The sequence below is a fragment of the Paenibacillus sp. AK002 genome (assembly GCF_053903045.1).
Genome location: NZ_CP096377.1, coordinates 1,480,531 through 1,500,498, shown reverse-complemented (window position 1 = coordinate 1,500,498; position 19,968 = coordinate 1,480,531). Strand labels below are relative to the sequence as shown.

Sequence of the window (19,968 nt, the reverse complement as noted above, 5' to 3'; positions counted from 1 at the left end):
GGACATCTATCTGTCCTGGTTATCGTAGCGCTGCATAATCAATCGCGCTCTTCGTTTCACTTCCTCTGCCGCTTCGCCCGGCTGCTCAACCAGCACCTGATTACCAAAGCTTAGAATCATGCCGTAGAACCATTCGTCCAATTTGTATAACGCTTGAACGCGTAAGGAGCCGTCCGGGTTGACGATCAGTTGTTCCGGCGGAAACATATCCGCCACCCGCTGGCGCGCGGCAGCTTCGAATAGCAGCACAGTCTCCCTCTCCAGCGCGCCCGACCATGAGGAATCCCATTCCAGTCGTTCCATGCTCGGTATCATTCTTGTCTCCGAAGTCTGGTCCAGGATCTCGATATGCTGCATGCGCGATAACCGAAAGATTCGATGGTCGTGCCGCTCCAGGCAAAAGGCTTGTACATACCATATGTTTCCCTTCAGAATCAGGGATGCCGGCTCAATGGTTCTTCGCTCCGCGTGGCCCTGATGATCAATATACTCCATCTGTACCCTGCGCTTGTCATGAATGGCTTGTTTGAGCAAGCCCACGGCGGATTTCAGTCCCTGACGCTGTCCCCAAGGCTGAAAGTCCATGACTACGGGCTCCTTCCGATATTCGTCGCCAAGTCCCTGCTCTACCCTGCGCAGCAGCGCTTTGACCTTCTCCAGCAGCACGCCCATCTGCGGATCCTCCAGTGCGCTGCTCAGCCCCTTAACGGCTGTCACCAAGGTGCTCATCTCCTCGGCGGACAGCCAGTACTTATCGATCATATAATGCTCCATGATCTCAAATCCGCCGGTGATCCCCTGGTGGGCGACAATCGGAATCCCGGCTTGGCACAGCGTATCCATATCTCGGTATATCGTCTTGCTGGATACCTCGAACCGATCCGCCAGCTCTTTGGCGCTCAGTCTCCCACGGTTAAGAAGCAGGACGGTTATGGCTAACAGCCGGTCTATTTTCATGATCAGCCATCCTTTCGTTCTCGATCATTTCATCAGCTTTCTTAACTCAAGCTTAACAGATTCGGGATGTGTTCATGCAACCGTTAGGTCGGGTTCAGATGATCGTTAATCTGTTATGCTACAATGATAAGCACGGCAAGCAAACTGGGGCGGAATGAAACGCAGTTTTCCCTAGCAACGTAGACATACATATAGGTAAGGAATGATCGAATCTTTAACATCAAGGAGGAACCTACATATGGACCATCGGCTTGACGCCATGCGCAAGTGCCACCCGGACTCCGTCACGATCTCCCGCATAACGGGCTTCATCACGGACGGAATTATTATGCTGGCTGCAGCAGCTTATCTGATCATCGCGGCTATACTCGGATGGACCCTCATTCCCGGGTGGATCACCATCGGACTCTTGGTTCTCGGAGCATGGTTTACTTGGGCTGTGCCCTCTTTCACTTACAAACAATTCGGCTTTAAAGTCAGCGAGGAGGAATTGGAGCTTCGCTCCGGCTGGATCTGGCTCAGCGACACCCTTGTTCCCATGACGCGGGTGCAGCATGTCGAGCTGGAACGGGGGCCGCTTCTTCGCAAATACGGCTTAGCCAAGGTCAAGGTGGTCACGGCCGCAACGACCCATGTCATTCAAGCGCTCAAGCTGGAAGAAGCAGAGGAACTAAAGAAACAGATCGGCGAGCTTGCCAGAGTGGTGGATCATGATGAATGAACCGACAAGGCTGCACCGGCTGTTCATCCTGTTCCCGCTCGCGGACAGCGTAAAATCGCTCATTCCGATCGCAGCCCTGGTATCCATCAAATTCCTTAACGGAAAATCGCTGCGCGACATCCCCTGGTATTGGCTGTCCGCCGCCATCGTCATCCTGGTCTCGCTTCTGCTCCTGTACGGGTATCTAAAGTGGAAACGCTTCGTCTATACGCTGGAAGAAGACAAAATCATCATCCGCCGCGGCGTGCTGTTCCGGGAGGAATTGTCCATCTATACGGGTCGCATCCATTCCATGAATATGGAGCAGCCCTTGCTGCAGCGCTTATTGGGGCTTACCCAGGTCCGGATCGAAACGCCCGGCAAAAAGGAAGGCGGAGGCGGCATCCTGCCGGCCGTCACCAATAGCGAAGGCGAACGGCTGCAGCGCTGGCTGCGCGAGCAAACCCAAACCAGGCAGGCGGATATCGAGGTTCACCCAACTGCGGAAAGCTCCGGCCCATCCGGCCAGAGCCTTTCCGCCGAGACGGAGGGACCGCCTTTTCCTTCTCCGGGGACCCCGGAGGTTTATGAATCTATTCACAACCCGTTGGATCATAACCGGGACTACGCGAGCGTTCCGTTGAAGGATTCCGAATCCGACGACGCCGTTGGCAGAGAGAAGGCAAGCCATCCCACCCCGGCCGAGGAAGAACGCAGCACGCTGCTCCAGCTATCCTCGGGCCGTCTGCTCATTGCCGCTCTATCCTCGCCCAACCTGTCATTGGCTTTAGCCTTTGTGGGCGGTATCGTGTCTTTTGCCGATGATCTGCTGCCGGATCGGATGTACCAATCGCTGTTTCAATCGGCTGGGAAACTGCTGCCCGGCAGCTGGATCAGCATCGCGGCATTGGCGCTCATCGTGTCCTGGCTGCTCTCGGCCGTGCTCTACACGATCAAATATGCCGGATTTACCGTCGAGCGTTTCGGGAAACAAATCTCGGTCAGCTGCGGTCTGCTGGAGAGAAAAAGACTGCTCTTCTCCCCGGAACGCGTATTGGCTATAACCGTAAAGGAAGGCATATTCCGGCGATGGTTCGGTTACGCCGAAGTGAAGGTTCATGTGCTCACGTCAGAGTCCGAGAAGCATTTCATGCTGCATCCTCTGCTGAAGACCGGGGATATCCCGGCACTGCTGAAGCGGGTTACGCCTCAATTCAGCGCTCAGGCCGTTTCGGCTTCGCCGCCGCCCCGCGCCAGATGGATGTACGTCCGCTGGAAGCTGGCTTTTGCCGCAGCGGTCAGCGCCGCATGCATTTGGTATTTTGACAGGCTCGGTTTATTATCGCTCCTGCTGCTTCCGCTCTCGTTCGCCTGGGGACTTCTGTCGCACCGGGATTCCGGACTGAACGTCACGGGTAAACAGCTTACGATCCGCAGCCGGTTCATTGCCATGTCCACCAGGTACATACGCCGTCCGCAGATCATTGCCATGGAGGTCAACGGTACCCGCAGACAGCGAAGAAAGGGGCTTCTCTCTCTTCAAGTGAAGATGATATTCAGCGAAATCAACGAAAGTTTAAGCGGAATGGAACAGCAAGAGATCGAGGCCGTTCGGGCATGGTTCCAACAGAAAAAAGGCGAGACCTTAAACTCTGCAGGGCAGGGAGGTCACACCTCGTCGAGCGAGCGCCTATAAGCGTTTGGCCTCCGTTCTACCCGAACGGCCAAAGCCCGTCAAGCGGTAAACCAGAAGGGTTATGGCAAGAAATACGCCATATACGCCTATGGTGATTAGAATATGGGATGGATTGGAGATCAGATTGTCTCCTACCATCGAGAACAGCAGCATGGCGGGAATTTTGCCCAATGCGGACGCCAAGCTGTACGATACGAGCGTTACCTTGCTGAGCGCTGCGTACACGTTGATGACAATGGAAGGAATAAACGGGATCAATCGGGTAAACAGGATGGTCAAAAAGGCGTTCCGTTCAAACATCGTGGTCACTTTTCCAAGGCTGTTGTAACGATGAAGCGCCCGGTTACCCCATTCCTGGTACCCGTAGCGGATGAATATGAACATCAGGATCGAAGCAGCTGTGGAGCCGACCCAAGTAACCATCCCGCCGATAACCGGACCCAGGGCCGCCCCGATTACGCCGCCGACAACGGGATAAGGGATCACAGGGAACAAGGCCATGGCGACAGCGACGAGCATGATCAGCATGATGCTGTCTGTCGATCGAATCCATGCCAATATGAACTCGCCTTTATAGTAAATAAGACCACCCACGGCAATGTAGACAAGTGCCATTCCTAATTTTTTGACCATGCACCACACTCCAAGACATAATGCCTCTATTGTACCATGGAGCATGTCGATTGAAACAAGCAGCAAAAGGGACATCCTAAGGCATTATGCCTAAGGATGTCCCTTATTTACAGGTTCTACAAATTCAACAGGTTGTAGATGATGACCGCTGCCTGAGCGCGATTGGCGATTCCTTTCGGCATAAACCGGTCATTGCCGGTGCCTTGAATCACGCCTTTCTCAGCCAAGAGGGCAACCGCGTTCCTTGCATAGCCTGCAATGCTGCTGCCGTCTTTAAACTTCGCCAAGGTACCCTCCTCATCCTCTGCCTTCATATCGGTGAATAATGTCAGCGCATTGGCGCTCATGATCGCCATTTCCTGGCGGGTGATCGGCCGGTTCGGATCGAATTTGCCGCCTCCGATTCCTTGAGCGAGCCCGGCATCTATCGCAGATGCGATGACGGAGTAGTGCCAGTCGGTCGGCTTCACGTCGGAAAATTCCAGGTCGGCCGCCCCCGTCAGCTGGAAAGCCCGGACAAGCATGGCCAGGAATTCGGCTCTTGTCACCGATTTCATCGGTCGGAACGAATCCCGACCCACTCCCTCTACGATGCCAAGCGCCGCCAGTTCCTCAATCGCCGCTTTTGCCCAGCCAACGCTGTCCACATCGCCGAACACCGGAGGTTTCGGCGGCGTCGGCGGGTTGACCGGCGGTGTCACCGGAGGCGTTACTGGCGGTGTTACCGGTGGATTCGGTTTCCCGGGCGGAGTGACTGGCGGTGTCACCGGGGGGTTCGGATTTCCTGGCGGGTCAACCGGCGGCTGGCCGTGGTCCCCCGCTTTAATCGTTACGGAAGGGCTTGGGGCACTCTCGTTATGCAAACGATCGACAGCCGTCACCACATACGTATAGGTTTGTCCCTTCACAACGGTACGATCAACAAAGAACTGCGTCATTCCGGCGTTTTTCCTGAAAGTCCCTATTAAATTCGCCGGTTCCTGAACGCTGCCGGTTTCCCGACCGTTAAAGCGATAAACCGCATAATACGTCTCGTCGTCCGACGAAGACCAGCTGAGCTTCACACCTTCCTGTACATGGTCGGCCTTTGGCTTCTTGGTCGCAGCCGGTGCCTCCGATTCGATCCAAGGCATGGCCGGGATGAGCGCCGGGTATCGGTACAGATCGTCTTTCAGTTTGTCCGTAAATCCGAGCGCGTTGTCCTTAAACCATTTGGAGCTGAAATACATGCTGCCCCGAACTTCCTCGAAGTTTCGATTGTACCGGATCTGGTTCGGCATTTCGTCGGGATTGGACCAATCGGCATTCGACCCGATTTTATATACGGCTTGTCCGCTGTATAGATGAACGTTCTTGCCGGACACGATCCCGCTCCACCAATCGATCAGCTTATCGTAAGCCGCTGCGGAGTACCCGATGTTCCAATAAATCTGCGGCGTGATATAGTCGATCCACTCTTCTTCGACCCATTTCTTCGAATCCGCGTAAATCGCATGATAACTCTCAAGTCCCGTCGTTTCGGAGCCGGCCGGATCGCTGGATTTATTTTTCCAAATACCAAACGGGCTGATGCCGAATTTCACGTAGCTCTTCTCCGCCTTGATGGCTTCCTTCACGTTTTGAATGAAGGTATTGACGTTATTTCTTCTCCAATCGCTCTTGTTCGTAAAGGCGCCCTTGTACTGATTAAATGTATCCGTATCCGGGAAATCCACGCCCGTTACGGGATACGGGTAGAAATAATCGTCAAAATGCACGGCGTCGATATCGTAATTCCGAACGACCTCCATGATGCCGTCAATGATGAACTGCTGCGCCTCCGGCACCCCTGGATTGAAATACAGCTTGCCGCCGTATTCCTCGACCCAGTCGGGATGCTGTCTGGCCGGGTGATCCGCTACCAGCTTGTTGATGTCTCCCTGCAGGCTGATGCGATACGGATTGAACCAGGCGTGGAACTCCATGTTTCGCTTATGCACTTCCTCAAGCAGGAATGCCAGCGGATCGTAACCCGGATCCTTGCCTTGTTCACCTGTCAGCCACTCGGACCAAGGCCCGTATTGGGACGGGTAAAAAGCATCCGCCGTCGGTTTGATCTGCATGATCACCGCGTTCATTCCGGCATCCTCCAGTTGATCGAGCAGCTGAATGAATTGCTGCTTCTGCTGCTCCGGATCGGTAACCCCTTTAGCCGGCCAGTCGATATTATCGACGGTGGCGATCCATGCCGCCCGCATCTCGCTTTTCGGATGACGGGAAGCTTCATTCACGGTGATATAGAGCGAATCGGTCTTTCCTTGGAACGCGGCTGTTATTCTAGCGGAGCCTACCTTCAAACCGCTCACCACCCCTTTATCAGAAACCGAAGCGACGTCCGGGTTGCTGCTGGTAAACGTAACGCCTTCCTCTATGGTTTGCGGTTCAGCCATCCATGAGTACGTGGCGGATACCACCGTTTCAAAAGAATCTCCAACCGTCACGGACGTAAGCCCCTGAAGTTTAATGCTTTGCAAAACAGGAACCGGATCCGTCACGGTAATGGTATGATGGGCGGATGCTCCCCGGTACGAGGCCGTAATGTCAGCCGTCCCTTCGGAAACCGCGGTCAGTCGACCCGCTTGATCGACCGATACAACGCCAGGCTGATCGCTTGTATAGCTAATGCCTTCGGTCATCCACACCGGATCCGTCTGGTTTCCGTAGACGGAGTAAACCACGCTGCTTCTCATTGTACCGGTGACGCTCGTCTCCATATGAAGCGGTCCGGACAACAGCAATTCATGGGGAGCCGGAGCATCCGCCGCCACATGCAGCTCCAGCTGGGCTTTTGGCGCATCGCCGTACTCGGCCGTAATGGTCACCGTTCCCGGTGCCAATGCTTCAATGGTGTCGTATGTAGCGCCCGTCACGGTGGCAACGGATTCGTCGCTGCTGGTCAGTTTCACGCCGGATGTCAGTAACGTTGGTTCCGACTGTCCTTCATAGGTTGCATAAACTTGCGGTTTGACCGTTTCACCGACGCCCATAGGCGTCAGTCCGCCGATGTCGAGCCCATAGACCGGAGAAGCCGTATAGAAGGCGGAGAGCCTGTCGAAGTATAAGGCACCTTTGTTTTTATTCGTGTCTTTTAATTCGGCTACGTAGATTTGATTCACTTTGAGAGGAGCCTGAATGGTAGAAGGAATGTTTAATTTGACGTATTTCCAGCCCTTCCAGTTAAGACCGGAGGTGGCTGTAAAATCAACGGTATGCTTGCCGCCGGAAGAATCCTGGAGCTGTGCACGGAGCCAGTGGTTGCCGCCGTCGCCGTAAACCCACAAGCCGAGTGCCTTCGGTGATCCGGGAACGCTCCTGCCTGTTGATCCATCCGGGTCTCTGAAATTGAGATAAGCCGCCGAGGTGCCGGATTCGCTGCCCACAAAATCATAGCTTAAGGCTGCAGCATGATGTCCGTAATAAATCGGCTCCGGCCTCCCCGCCAAATCCAGCTGGGCCTTCCCCCTTGCGGAAGACGCAAATAAATTCGTTACCGATTCGAAATCCTCCAGCACCACAGCTTCCGGCTGTCCTGCGCTTGCGTTCGTTTCAACGGAACCGCCACAAACAGACACGGCCGAGCTGAGCATCACGGCGAATGCCAACGTCATGGACAGAATGGACTTACTGCTTCGATAGACACGCCTTTTGGTTATCATTCATCAATTCACTCCCTATAGTATGAGTGCTTGCTATCCGAACCGAAGCCCGATCTTCAGCAAAATCGGCTGCCGCTCACCTCCGATCATGCGACTGAAGTAGATGACGTCCTGCTGTTGCACCAGCATTCATCTCTATCACTATCATATTGAAATTTTATTTCAAATTTCAATAGTTTTTGTAAAATATAATTTTAAATCTCCGGCAGGAATTTTAGTCATCATGACGTACAATGACCAAAAAAAGCCAATACGGGTAAAGCCCGTATTGGCTACTTCAAACCATTCTTTTATTTCGTATAATCAAGAAGCCCGATAATCAGCGTCACGGCTTCTGCCCGAGTCGCGACTTGCTGTGGAGCGAAACGGTTATTGCCCACACCGCCCACAAGTCCTGCATCGACTGCCGCCGCTATATATGGGAGCGCCCAAGCCGGGATATCCTTCGTATCCGTAAAGTTCAGCTTCGCTGCAGAATCGGTGCTGATTCCGCTGGCACGAACAATCATAGCAACGAGCTCTGCCCGGGATAACGGTTTATGCGGACCGAAGGATCCATCCTTGTAGCCGCTAATAATGCCGGTCAGGGCCGCCTGTGCTGCAGCATCCTTAGCCCAGGAAGGGATCTTCATCGCATCTGTGAATGTAAGCTGAGCACCGCTCGCGTTCAGTCCTAATGCACGGCCCAACATGGTGATGAATTCTGCACGCGTCACTTGTTGATTCGGCCGGAAGGTTCCATCGCCATAGCCGTTCACGAAGCCCGCTGCAACAGCTTTGTCGATCGCTGATTTGGCCCAGTGCCCTGCAATATCTTTCAACGCTGGCGGATTCCCGTTACCTGAACCGTTGCCTGGGTTGCCGCCAGGCTGTGAGCCTGTGCCCGATCCGGTTCCCGGATCGGTTTCATTACCGGAACCTGGATTGATGCCTGAACCGGGGCTGCTCCCCGATCCCGGGTTGGATGTCCCAGGACCTGGATCCGGAGCCCCTGTACCCGGTCCTGGAGTTCCCGGATCAGGATTCGGCGTTTGCGCATCCTTCTTCACGATCCCGAATTGATCAATAATAAATGGCCGCGCTCCATTCAGGTTTTGATCGATTTCATACGTAACAGCTGTCAGCTTGCCGCCATCTATCGTAATGCCGACGAAATTTTGCACCTGGCTGCGTTTCGGACGCCGGCTATCGCTCGGATCCGGGCCGTATTTGGCCGCATGATTTTCTTCTGCAAGTTCGAACAGATTGTAGTAAGCTTCTCCGAGACTTGGGCTAGGGTTCTTATAATAAACCTTCGGACCTGCGGTTGCCGGAATCAAATAGATCGTACCGTCCGGATTTACGGAGTATTCCAGCTTCTGGCCGTTTAACATCTCCGTAATTTTCGCGGGCTCCGACTCGCTGCCATCCGACTTGATCGGTTTGGTACGGGCATAGATGTGATCATGACCCTGCAATACAAAATCAATGCCGAGCTCCGCCATTAACGGAGCAATTTTGGTACGGACGCCGTTAGCTCCCATAATATCGGAGTCCGTTGCATGGTTCGAAGTGGTGTAAGGACCTTTATGAATGTTGACGATCACCCACTCCGCCCCGGCTTTTTTCGCCTTCTGAACGTCCTTTTTAAGCCACTCTACTTGCTCGGGCGAGAAATTATCAAACTCAGCCGAATCCTCATTGGAATTCAGGACAACAAAATGCGCGTTGCTGTAATCGTAAGAATAATAAGCTCCGGTCTCGGTTGCTGAATGCTCCGGCTGCTGTACGTTGAAATGCTCTATGAAAGCATAGTTCTCGTCCTCATGATTTCCCGCGGAAGGCGCCAGCGTCGTATGGAGCAAGCTTTCCTGCGAGTGTCCTAACAGCCAATCCCATTGCTCTTCCTTGACGCCCTTGTCCACGAGATCTCCATTGTGGACGACAAATTGCGCTTCCGGAACGGTAGCGAGCGCCTTGGCAAGCGTTTCGGAGGAAAGCACGGCCTCATCTTCTTCCTTCGCTTGCGTATCGGCTAGATCAATAAACGTGAACGCTCCGCTCTCAGGCGCCGTCTGGAACGATCCGATGTCGCTCCATACGTTAAGAGACGCATCCCCTACCCGAAAATAGTAGGACGTATTGGACTTCAGCTTTGTCGCTTCCGCTTTATGCACAAGCTCCACCGCCGAATTAGTAGAAGGAGCCGAACGCCCTTGGAACGATAACCCATTCGTAAAGTCAGGCGCGTCCGCAGACTTCTCCACCACCTGTAGGTCGCTGCCTGTCACCTGCTGGGACGTATACCAGGTGAAACCCTTGGAAGATGTAGCATCGCCGTGGAACGTAACCGTCACTTTGCTCACTTTTTCCTGAACTGGATCCGGTTTCGTCTCCTTTATAATTCCGAATTGATCCACAATGAACGGCTGCGCGTTGTATTGATTTTGGTCGATCTCGTACGTGACAGCCGTCAGCTTGCCGCCGTCGATTGTAATGCCCACAAAATTTTGTACATGTCCTCTGGCTAAACTGGTTGTGTCCCCATACTTACGGGCGTGGTTCTCTTCCGCAAGCTCGAACAAATTGAAATACGCGTCACCCAGCTCCGGCTTCTGGTTCTTGAAATAAACCTTGGCGCCTGCGGTGGCAGGAATCATGTAGATCGTTCCATCCGGCTTGACCGCATATTCGATGCTCTGACCATTCAGCGTCTCGGTGATTTTAGCGACATCTTCCGCGGTTCCGTCACGCTTGATCGGCTTTGTGCGCGCATAGATGTGGTCATGTCCCTGAAGCACCATATCGATTCCAAGCTCATTCATCAGGGGCGCGATTTGTTTACGCACGCCATTGGCGCCAATGATATCGCTGTCGGTAGCATGATTCGAAGTGGTGTAAGGGCCTTTGTGGATATTAACGATAATCCATTCTGCCCCTGCAGCTTTCGCTTGCTCCACATCCTGCTTCATCCAAGCTACCTGCTCCGTGGAGAAGTTCGCATATTCGGTCGAATTCTCGTTGGAGTTGAGCACGATGAAGTGAGCATTGCTATAGTCGTAAGAGTAATATGCGCCTGTCACCGTTGCAGCGTTATCCGGCTGCTTCACATTAAAGTGCTCATAAAAAGCATTATTCTTATTCTCGTGATTGCCCGCGGAAGGAGCGATCGTGGTATGTAAAAGACTGGACTGTGAATGGCCCAGCAGCCAGTTCCATTCCTGCTCCGATGTACCGTTCTCCACGACATCTCCGTTATGGACAACGAATTTGGCATCGGGGATGGTGGCCAGCGCCTTCGACAAGGTGGCCGCGGACAGTATCGCCTCGTCTTCTTCCTTTGCTTGCGTATCCGTCAGGTCGATGAATGAGAAGGCGCCACTGACAGGTGCCGTTTCGAAGGTGCCTATCTCGCTCCACAGATTCAGACTCTCGTCCCCAACTCTGAAATAGTAGGAGGTATCTGCTGCCAAGCCTGTCGCTTCCGCTTTATGAACATGTTCACCTGGAGAGTTCGAAGAGACGGAAGTCCGTCCGCTATACACCTGCGCTTGACTGAAATCAGGCGCACTGCCGCGATTCTCTACTACTTGTACATCGCTGCGGGAGGAACCCAGCGGCGTATACCATGTAAAGCCCTTCGCGCTTGTTGCATCTCCATGGAAGGTTACCGTAATTTTAGAGATGTCCAGCACCGGAGCCTGTGCTAACGCGGTAAGCTCCATATCAAAGTACAGATCCGAACTGCTGTCGCTCTGCTGGTGAACCTCGACCGCAATTTCGTTGTTGCCGTCCTGCAAGTACGTTTTGAGCGGCGCCGTCAGATCCATATCCCCATACACAACCGGAAGGTCCTTGCTGGAAGTGGCTTTCGCGTGGTACGTGATCTCACCCTCAGGCATGCCCATACGTCTGATTTCATGACCATTGACGTAGAGCACGGCACCGTCATCAATGCCAAACGTTCCGAGAATCTGTCCATAAGCGTCGATTTGATCCTTGTTGACCTGAAGATTCGTGCGGAAGTAAGTCGTGCGGTGTTTGAGCTTTTTATCCGCACCGTAATCGACTACTGTGTTGAGCGGACCAAACTCCGCGGTTGCAATGCCGCTTCCGTTATCTTTATATCCGAATGGAGCTAATCCCGAAGCCCATGATGAATCATCGTAGGTGGCACGCCAAACGGTTGTTAAATCTTGTCCCTGATCAAAATACTTCCACTCGGCGTTACGCTGCAGAAGGATATCGGGTTGATCCTGCGCTGCGGCATCCGCCGTCGTCTGGAAACCGGTGCCTGCAAAGAATCCAAACACCAGTGCCGTCGATAACAGAATGGATAATAGCTTTTTGTACATGTGATTAATCATTTACTCTCTCCTTTTGTTATGTAAAAATGGGTCTGTGTCACCGCTACAAACAGCTCCAGCATAACAAAGGGGGATTAATGGCTTGTCATCTCTGCGTAAAACTTATGTAAATATTGACACTTACTCTTATTGCGCTGCCTGAATAACAAAAAAAAGCAGCGCGAGAAGTTCCTCTCACACTGCTTCATTGAACACGAAATCACTTAACCTTCCGATGGATACCTCAATCCCCACTGTGCCCGGATCTGATCCAGCAGCCTCATAATCGCAAGCGACTCGTCCAGCGGCATCACATCGCTCTCCAGCCGCCCTTCCAGCAGGCATCGTCCCACTTCGTAAGCCTCAAAGCTATAGCCCTTCTCTTGACGCTCATCCGTCACAACCACCGGCTCCTCGCCGTCAACATGCAGCGAAGCGGTTGTTGCATTTAAAAAGGATGGAATGTGAATATGCCCGTCGGTGCCATAAATATAAGCTTCATTCGTCAATCCCAGCCGGATCGCCCCGTTTAACGATGCCGTCTTGCCTGATTCATAGGATAGAATAACGGAGAACTGCTCATCTACGCCCGTCTCGCCGATATGCGCCGTACTCCAAATCTTCTCGGGCTCGGCTCCAAAGATCATGGCCGCAAACGACACCGGATAAATGCCCGCATCCAGCAGCGCGCCCCCGCCGAGCTCCAAATTCAGCAAACGGCCCTGCGGATTCCAGCCGCTCCGGAAACCGAAATCGGCCTTCACCAGCCGGACGTCGCCGATAAGACCGTCCTTCAGCCATTCGCGCACCTGCCGGATCGGCGGAAGGAAACGCGTCCACATGGCCTCCATCAGGAACAGCTTATGCTCGCGTGCTGCTGCGACTAACTCCTCCAGCTCATCCCCGTTGATCGTAAAGGGCTTTTCGCACAGAACGGATTTGCCTGCTTGGAGACACATCAGCGCATGGTCCCTGTGCATCGGATGCGGAGTCGCTATGTACACAACGTCGACATCAGGATCCGATACGAGCTCCTCGTAACTGCCATACGCCCGCGGTATATCGTATTTCGACGCAAACTCGCCTGCACTGCTGGCCGTACGGGAACCGACCGCCAGAAACTGAGCGTTGTCCACATATGCCAAATCGGCTGCAAACTGCTCCGCAATCCATCCCGTCCCCATAATTCCCCATTTGACCTTGCCCGGATTCTGCACCATAAAACTCCTCCTCTTCCTCTCCATGATCTGGCCTTGCCTAAAGCTTATAGAAGCTGTCCCGCTCCACCTTGCAAATTCGCAAGCCAAAGCTTTCATACCACTCGTTCTTGCCCCGTTCCTGGGCTACCTGATGAGCCGCGTTCTCCTTCCATAAACGTATGGACTCCAGGGAGTCCCAATACGAAACCGTGATCCCGAGACCCTCGTCCCGAGCGGATTCCACCCCCAGATAGCCGGGCTGCTGCGCAGCGAGCTCCGCCATTTTAGCGGACATCGCTCCGTAACCCCGGTCGCCCTCCGTTCGTTTGGACACAAAAATGCAGGCATAATAAGGCGGCTTCGGCGTATTCGCGTATTCCGTCATCCCCTTCCCCCTTTCCGGTTACTCAATAGGTGTAACTTCGGCTTACGTTCGTTCATTGATCCTGTATATCATTATATCGGAACTTCCGCCATACTTTAAACCTAAAAAAAAGCCTCTCTCCTCTGCGAAGTTCTACAGTGGAGAGAGGCGGTATTCGCCTAAGCTTTACTTCAGCTTATTCAACAGATTATGGATGACCTGCGCGCTTTCCGCACGCGTGGTCAAACCTTCCGGTGCAAAACGGCTAGGCGTATGGCCCTGAACAAATCCGAGGGCATGCGCGGTTTCTACCGCTTCCCGAACCCAGTCCGGGGACTCGGCGAGATCGGCAAAACCGCTTCCCGCGCTGATGTTCTCCTGCTGCTGTTTCATCGCGTGGGCATAAGCGCGCACCAGCATCGCCGCCATTTCCTGGCGTTTGATCGGGGCGTCCGGTGCAAAACGGTCTTTGGCGGTTCCGTTCACGATGCCGAACTGGGCTGCTGCCGACACGGAATCGGCGTACCATTTGCCTGAAGCTACATCGGCGAACGGCGCAGGTTCTTCTGCCTTAAGATCCAGCAGACGAACCAGCATCGCGGCAAACTCTGCCCGGGTCACTTGCTGCGCCGGTGCGAAGCGGTCCGCGCTGACGCCTTCGATGAGCTGCTTCGCGGCCAAATCGCCGATGACCTCCGCAGCCCAGAACGAGGATGGAACATCTGCAAAGGTTTTCTCGTAATCCAGCAAACCGTAAGCACTGAAATGGCGGATTCCTGCGGCCATGCGGCCGTCTTTGTTTACACCGCCGATATACTCCAGCTCTCCGCTGTCGGATACATAGTACATGGAAATTCTTTTGCCATTAGCATCTGAAGATAACGGCAGTTCTAGCATGATCGGATGATCGAATTCGGTTAAGCGGTGGACTTTGCCATCCGCAGTCGTCAGTTTAAGCTCGAACTCCAGCATGGCTCCGGCTGCTGTCAGCTTAGCGCCGGAGACGCGGGAAGCTTGCGCGATCCGCTGCTTCATCTCGGCCTCCGTTAATGTGGCGGCACTCAGTTTTATCGTGCCTTTCTCAAGCTGGCCGGCATCTGCAAGGCCGCCAAGTTGGCGAAGCACTTCGGCCGGGATCGTTAGGGACAAATTCTTCGCTTCAAGATGGATTGAACCATCCATGAGTATGTCTGCTGCATTCCCTGGCAGCGTGATATCCGTAAAGTTTCCGTCCACCGACAAGCTCACTTGCCCGTTCGACAGTTTAGCTGCAAGCTCGTTGGCGGATAAGGTGATGCTGCCTGATGACGGCGGTGTCACGGGCGGCGTTACCGGAGGCGTTACCGGTGGTGTTACCGGCGACTCCGGTCCCGGATCGGGATTACCCCCACCCCGGGTAATTACCTTCAAATCATATTCCGACTTGAACCCTTCGTAGGTTGCCGAAATGACGGTCGCCCCTTCTACCAAAGCCCGTACCGAGCCCCGTTCATCAATGGAAGCTACGTCCGGCTTACTGCTCGCATAGGTGATGCCTTCGATTATACGCATACGGCTGCCGTCGGTATATACCGCCTCCGTTACCGTCTGGTCGGCGTCCCCGACCTTCAGCTCGGATTTGCCGCTTAGGCGTATCGATTCGATGCTGCCGTTTGGAATTCGGTCTACCGTAATACTCACATCTGTATAGACATCCGGTGCCGCCGTGCTGGTCGCTCTTACCACCGCGCTCCCCAGACCTTGAGCCGTCACGATGCCGTCTGCGGATACGCTGACGACGTCATTCGACGGTTCGGAATGGTAGACGGACCACACAACGGTTCGTTCCGCACCGCTCGGCTTCACATCAGCCAGTAACTTTTGGCTCTCGCCTACAGCTAGCGTCAGCTGGTTTGGAGTTACTTTAATCCGCTGCGGCTCCGGCTTCGTATCCGATTTCGTCAGTGTAAACTCGTCCACGACGCGTCCGCCAACCGTTTGGGTTACAAAATGAAGCTCGTCTCCCTTCACTTCCACGGAGGCATACATTTGAGTCTTCTCTTCGTCGACCACCTCATGCCAGCCCCGCTCCGTGTGGGAGTAGAATTTAGGACCTGACGATCCCGCCACGACGTAGGTCGTGCCCTTCCCGTCCGCGGCAATCTGGTTGTTCATCATCGGGTAGGAACGAATATAAATATGATCATGTCCGTTTAACACGAGATCAACGCCGGATTCCTCCAGCACCGGCGCCCATAGGCTCCGTACCTCGGCGGAATCGTAGATGCTGCCGTATGGACCGCGATGGAACATCGCGACGGTCCATTTCTTATCATTATTAGCCAGATCCTGCTGAAGCCACTTCTTCTGCTCCTCCAGCTGATACTCGCTGTTCAGCATAATGAAATGAACGTCCTTGTAATCAAAAGAGAAGTTGGTTCCTTTCAGGCTGTCCAAGCCATTGCCCGGCTGGTTAAAGTGAGCCAGGAAGTCTCCGTTTTCCTTGGTCCCCATCACTTCATGGTTGCCGATGGCCGACACTAACGTCGTATTCAGGAAATGCTTCTGGGCTTCATCGAACCAATAGTTCCACTGCTCCTCCAGGAAGCCCTTGTCCACCATATCCCCGGCATGGACCATGAATTCGGCGTCCGGATGCTCGGCTGCCGCCTTGTCGATCGTATTCCCCCACAGCTCGAACTCCTTCGCAGTGGAGGCCTGGGAATCCGCAAAGTACAAGAATTTCGTTGTATCTCCCGCAAGCTCTGTCGTTTTAAACGAGCCTTGGTCACTGTAATGGCCTTGGCCGTCACCGACACGATACACATACTCTGTGCCTGGCTCAAGGCCGACCGCCGTCGCTTTATGGACGCGGACCGTGCCGAGATCCAATGTATGGTACAGTTCGCTGTCACCATTGAACTTCTGGACGTTCGGCGCATCGAAATCCGTAAATTCGGACCGCTTGGCCAATTCCACGACAGTCCCTTCCGTCGCCGGGTCCGTGTGCCAGTTCAGCATCCGCGACGTGGTTGGATCTTCGCCCATGCCCACGCTGATGTTGAACGGAGTAGGACTTCCAGCCAGCGGCGATACCTTAAACTCCAAGGCCGGACTGTATTGATTTCCTTTCACTGCCTGCACGGTATACGTCTTGACCTGGGACGTCAGCGCCCCGGTCTTCAGGATTCCCGCCGCATCCGTTATTCCCACCGCTGCCGAGTCTGCCAAGATCTGTACGCCTTCAACAGGCTGCCCTTGGGCATCGGCAACTTCGAACACCGTTTCGTATCCCTCTACAATTCCTTCCTCATTCCAGCTCAGCGCATAATGCGTTGCGATCTGCGATTCGATCGGAAGACCGTAGAACGAGAATTCGGTATTGCCCGTATCGGTGAAGGATACCGCCCCGGACGTGAGCGCTATGATGCTGCTGCCGGCTGCGTTCTTTTTCACGTCGTACCGGATTTGGCCGATCCAATCCGTATCCTGCAGGGATGCGGTATGGATGTCCTTCCAGGTGACCCTCACCTTTCCTGTCGTAGCGTCAATGCTCGCGCTAACCTGGGATAGGCTCAGCTTGCCCCCCGGTATGAGCTCCAGATTCTCCACTTTGGTGGGATCGAATTGGAAATCGACATGACCGCTGCGAATTTGGGATGTCTTCACACCGCCGATATCCAGCGTGTAACTGCCGCCAACATAGATCGTTCCCGGCGTATCGTACACCACCTTGGCTGAGCCGGTATTTACGGTGAAGTTCCATTCCTTGGTCGTTTGGTTGCCCGACAGATCACGGACGGTGACTTTTGCTTGATGAACGCCATCGGCGAGCGGAACGCTCGGCGTGTAATGGATTCTTCCTTCCGGCGGATACAGGGTATGCTGCACCGGACTTCCATCCAGATAGAATCGGATTTTGTCCGGATCGATCATCGTCGTTCCCGGGTGTGCGACAGGATCATAGCCTGCATCCTCGGCATACACGGTAATGGTCGGCGTGTTCTCTGTAATCTCCGCACCGTCGGCCGGCGAGAATTTCTTCAGTACCGGCGGATCGATATCGTCGTTGGCCGGACCGTACAATGCGCGAATTTCGTCCACGTAGATGGCTCCGGCGTCTTTTTTCTCGTTATTTGTTTCCATATATCGTACAGGTGCGTCCATCACCAGCGGTAGGGTTCTTCCTTTGGGCACGGTCGCTTCGAGATACTTCCATCCCTTGAAATCGACGCCGACCGTCTGATCGGTAAAATCGAGCCCGATTGCACCTTTACTGTCACGAATTTGGGCACGAAGCCAGTGCGTGTTGCCATCCCCGTACACCCACATGCTGATCTTCTCGGGATAGCCAGGGATTTCGATATAGTCCGCGGTGCCTGTCGTCTCCAGATAAGCGCCGGAGGTGCCTGTCGTTCCGGTAAAATCATACTCCAGTTTCAAGGCACCATTCCCGGAACGAATATAGGTCTCATCGGTTTCAATGGATACCTTGGTCGACTTGAACCGCGCACCTGCGCTTGGTTTATAGCGGCTGAGGCCATTCTCGAAATCCTCGAGCATCACCGGTGGAAGCCCGACGTTCACTTCGATTGAGGTCTCGATTTGACCGTACTTCACGAAGATTTTGCCGCTGACGTCCTGCTTATCCGTAGCGGCAAACGTTCCATTGCCGTCAATCGTCCCGATATCGCCTTCGGTACGCCACTCCAAACGGCTATTGTCGGCCTGTACCACTTGACCATTGCGAAGCGCCGTGACCTTGAGCATCTCGGTCGAGCCGGAGGAGAAGGTCTTCACGGCGTCGGAGAACTTGAGCTCAGTCAGCTCATCGACGACTTCCAATGCGGCTTTACCCGTCAGATTACCGGATTGTACGGATACCTCGGTCAATCCAGATTGGTTGCCTGCCGTAAACGTACCGCTGGCGTCGATCGTCCCATAGGCTGGGTCAACGCCCCAAACCGCGGCCTCCGTCATTTTCGCCGGATGCAGATTCTGATCCACGGCCGCCGTTTTGAAGGTAGCGGATGAACCGGTCAGCACTCTTTCCAGCGTGGGCGCCACAACAAGTTTATTCGCTGCTCCTTCAGGCGCCTTGTTCACCAGCAAAATGCCGTTGGCCGTTTTGCGTTCCCCGCCGTCCGACGGCGAGTTGAGCACCTTGCGCTCCGTTTCTCCCGACAGGCGGGCAACGAAGGTGGCCGAACCGCCTCCGTCCAGATTTAGTGCGTTCACTACACCAAGCTCCTGCAGCATTTCGCCAAGCTCGATGTAGTTAAGCCCTTCACTGAACCCCGGCTGGCGGCCATCAACCTCGAACAGCACAACGGAGCCGTCCGCTTTGGTGCCCACCACCGTTCTCGGGTGTACAGCCGGATCGGTATGCTGCTGTACGACGCCATCCTTGACCAGCATTACGGTACCGCCAATAGCCATCTTGACGTCCTGCCACTCGTTATCCAGCTGAAAACCCGCCGTCACTTCATCCCCTGCCTTCAGCCCGGCAAGCTTGCTCCGCTGCGAGCCCGAAGCGGACAATACCACTTGACCTTGGGCGATCGGCGAATTCCCCTGATCCTTAACAACAGAGACCACCTTCATCGTCAAGGTCTCCCCGCTGGCGACCCTGCCGCTCACGATATCCAGAATCACTTCGTCTCCCAGATTATTGGTCATCGTGGTGGCATTGAATTTTTCGGTATAAAGAACAAGTGCGTCCGTCCCTCTTAGACGGTTGATGGAGGACAGGCTGCTGGTGTTTCCGCCTATCGTCACGTTTTTCGTTAATTTCGGACTGCCGTACAGGCTCGTTCCGTCCTGTTTAATGCCAAAGGCGTTCCTGCCGCTGGGCGGATCCGTCAACAGCTCTCCGTCCCCCATGAACAATCCGAGCGGAATGCCGGTGGACATATCGTAGAAATCTCCGTTCACCGCCGCGATGACGCGATTGCCTGTCTTGTCGGCATCCGACGCCATTTTGCTGACTCCCTGCATGCCGTATACCTTGCCATCGGTGAGACCCGGCTGAAGCTCCAGATTTCCTTGCGATGGATCAAATTCCACCATATGGACCTTCTGCTCGCCGCTGCCTTTTTGCATATTCGCCCACGTGTATGTAGCCCCCGGCCCGATCTCCATCTGCCGCATATCAATGACCGATGCAGCGGCAGCCGCTGGGTCGGCAGCAGCAGCTTGTCCTGCGGGAAACAGCAGCGATAGAAACATCACACCGCTGAGCAGCGATGATATTCTCTTTTTGCTCCTTAACATGTACATGAATTCCTCCTTCTCTATGCTTGGACTCTGGTTCCTCTCGGTTGTAAGTCCGCTCATGAACGTAAGACCTACTCGGGAGTATAGCGCTCGCTTGTTAACTCCACCTCCAATCTGTGTTAAGACCGAGTTAACTCTGCCGGT

General features: G+C 54.1%; 9 protein-coding genes. 2 read left to right on the top strand and 7 right to left on the bottom strand.

What is annotated here, in order from left to right; genetic code table 11:
• Positions 1–6: 6 nt before the first annotated feature.
• Positions 7–957 carry a helix-turn-helix transcriptional regulator gene (locus M1D70_RS06325; protein ID WP_456289451.1) on the bottom strand — a complete coding sequence of 317 codons (951 nt, stop codon included), beginning with the start codon at positions 955–957 and terminating at the stop codon, positions 7–9.
• Positions 958–1,195: 238 nt separating this feature from the next.
• Between M1D70_RS06325 and M1D70_RS06320 the strand changes: the two genes are divergently transcribed.
• Both M1D70_RS06320 and M1D70_RS06315 read left to right on the top strand, forming a co-directional pair.
• Positions 1,196–1,678: a PH domain-containing protein gene (locus M1D70_RS06320; RefSeq protein WP_009595380.1), complete on the top strand. Its 483-nt coding sequence runs from the start codon at positions 1,196–1,198 to the stop codon at positions 1,676–1,678.
• Entirely contained in the window at positions 1,671–3,353 is a 1,683-nt protein-coding gene (locus tag M1D70_RS06315) for a PH domain-containing protein (RefSeq protein WP_456290395.1), read from the top strand. The genes M1D70_RS06320 and M1D70_RS06315 overlap by 8 nt, the downstream gene beginning before the upstream one ends.
• Here M1D70_RS06315 and M1D70_RS06310 read toward each other — a convergent pair.
• The 6 genes from M1D70_RS06310 to M1D70_RS06285 form a co-directional block, all read right to left on the bottom strand.
• Complete coding sequence (locus M1D70_RS06310; protein ID WP_456289450.1) at positions 3,348–3,986, bottom strand: TVP38/TMEM64 family protein; 639 nt, start codon at positions 3,984–3,986, stop codon at positions 3,348–3,350. The two genes, M1D70_RS06315 and M1D70_RS06310, sit on opposite strands and share 6 nt — an antisense overlap.
• A gap of 116 nt (positions 3,987–4,102) precedes the next feature.
• Entirely contained in the window at positions 4,103–7,681 is a 3,579-nt protein-coding gene (locus M1D70_RS06305) for a family 10 glycosylhydrolase (RefSeq protein WP_456289449.1), read from the bottom strand.
• A gap of 290 nt (positions 7,682–7,971) precedes the next feature.
• On the bottom strand, positions 7,972–12,027 hold the full coding sequence (locus M1D70_RS06300) for an S-layer homology domain-containing protein (RefSeq protein ID WP_456289448.1): 4,056 nt from the start codon (positions 12,025–12,027) through the stop codon (positions 7,972–7,974).
• A 203-nt stretch (positions 12,028–12,230) separates the two neighbouring features.
• Positions 12,231–13,226, bottom strand: coding sequence for a Gfo/Idh/MocA family protein (locus tag M1D70_RS06295; protein ID WP_009589758.1), 996 nt, complete (start codon positions 13,224–13,226; stop codon positions 12,231–12,233).
• A 37-nt stretch (positions 13,227–13,263) separates the two neighbouring features.
• Entirely contained in the window at positions 13,264–13,590 is a 327-nt protein-coding gene (locus M1D70_RS06290) for an antibiotic biosynthesis monooxygenase family protein (RefSeq protein ID WP_009589747.1), read from the bottom strand.
• A 165-nt stretch (positions 13,591–13,755) separates the two neighbouring features.
• Positions 13,756–19,821, bottom strand: coding sequence for a phosphodiester glycosidase family protein (locus tag M1D70_RS06285; RefSeq protein ID WP_456289447.1), 6,066 nt, complete (start codon positions 19,819–19,821; stop codon positions 13,756–13,758).
• Between the last annotated feature and the right edge of the window lie 147 nt (positions 19,822–19,968).

Excerpts from the sequence above, each read along its gene's own strand:
- M1D70_RS06325 (WP_456289451.1), bottom strand. The coding sequence starts at position 957 with ATGAAAATAGACCGGCTGTTAGCCATAACCGTCCTGCTTCTTAACCGT.
- M1D70_RS06320 (WP_009595380.1), top strand. The coding sequence starts at position 1,196 with ATGGACCATCGGCTTGACGCCATGCGCAAGTGCCACCCGGACTCCGTC.
- M1D70_RS06315 (WP_456290395.1), top strand. The coding sequence starts at position 1,671 with ATGAATGAACCGACAAGGCTGCACCGGCTGTTCATCCTGTTCCCGCTC.
- M1D70_RS06310 (WP_456289450.1), bottom strand. The coding sequence starts at position 3,986 with ATGGTCAAAAAATTAGGAATGGCACTTGTCTACATTGCCGTGGGTGGT.
- M1D70_RS06305 (WP_456289449.1), bottom strand. The coding sequence starts at position 7,681 with ATGATAACCAAAAGGCGTGTCTATCGAAGCAGTAAGTCCATTCTGTCC.
- M1D70_RS06300 (WP_456289448.1), bottom strand. The coding sequence starts at position 12,027 with ATGATTAATCACATGTACAAAAAGCTATTATCCATTCTGTTATCGACG.
- M1D70_RS06295 (WP_009589758.1), bottom strand. The coding sequence starts at position 13,226 with ATGGTGCAGAATCCGGGCAAGGTCAAATGGGGAATTATGGGGACGGGA.
- M1D70_RS06290 (WP_009589747.1), bottom strand. The coding sequence starts at position 13,590 with ATGACGGAATACGCGAATACGCCGAAGCCGCCTTATTATGCCTGCATT.
- M1D70_RS06285 (WP_456289447.1), bottom strand. The coding sequence starts at position 19,821 with ATGTTAAGGAGCAAAAAGAGAATATCATCGCTGCTCAGCGGTGTGATG.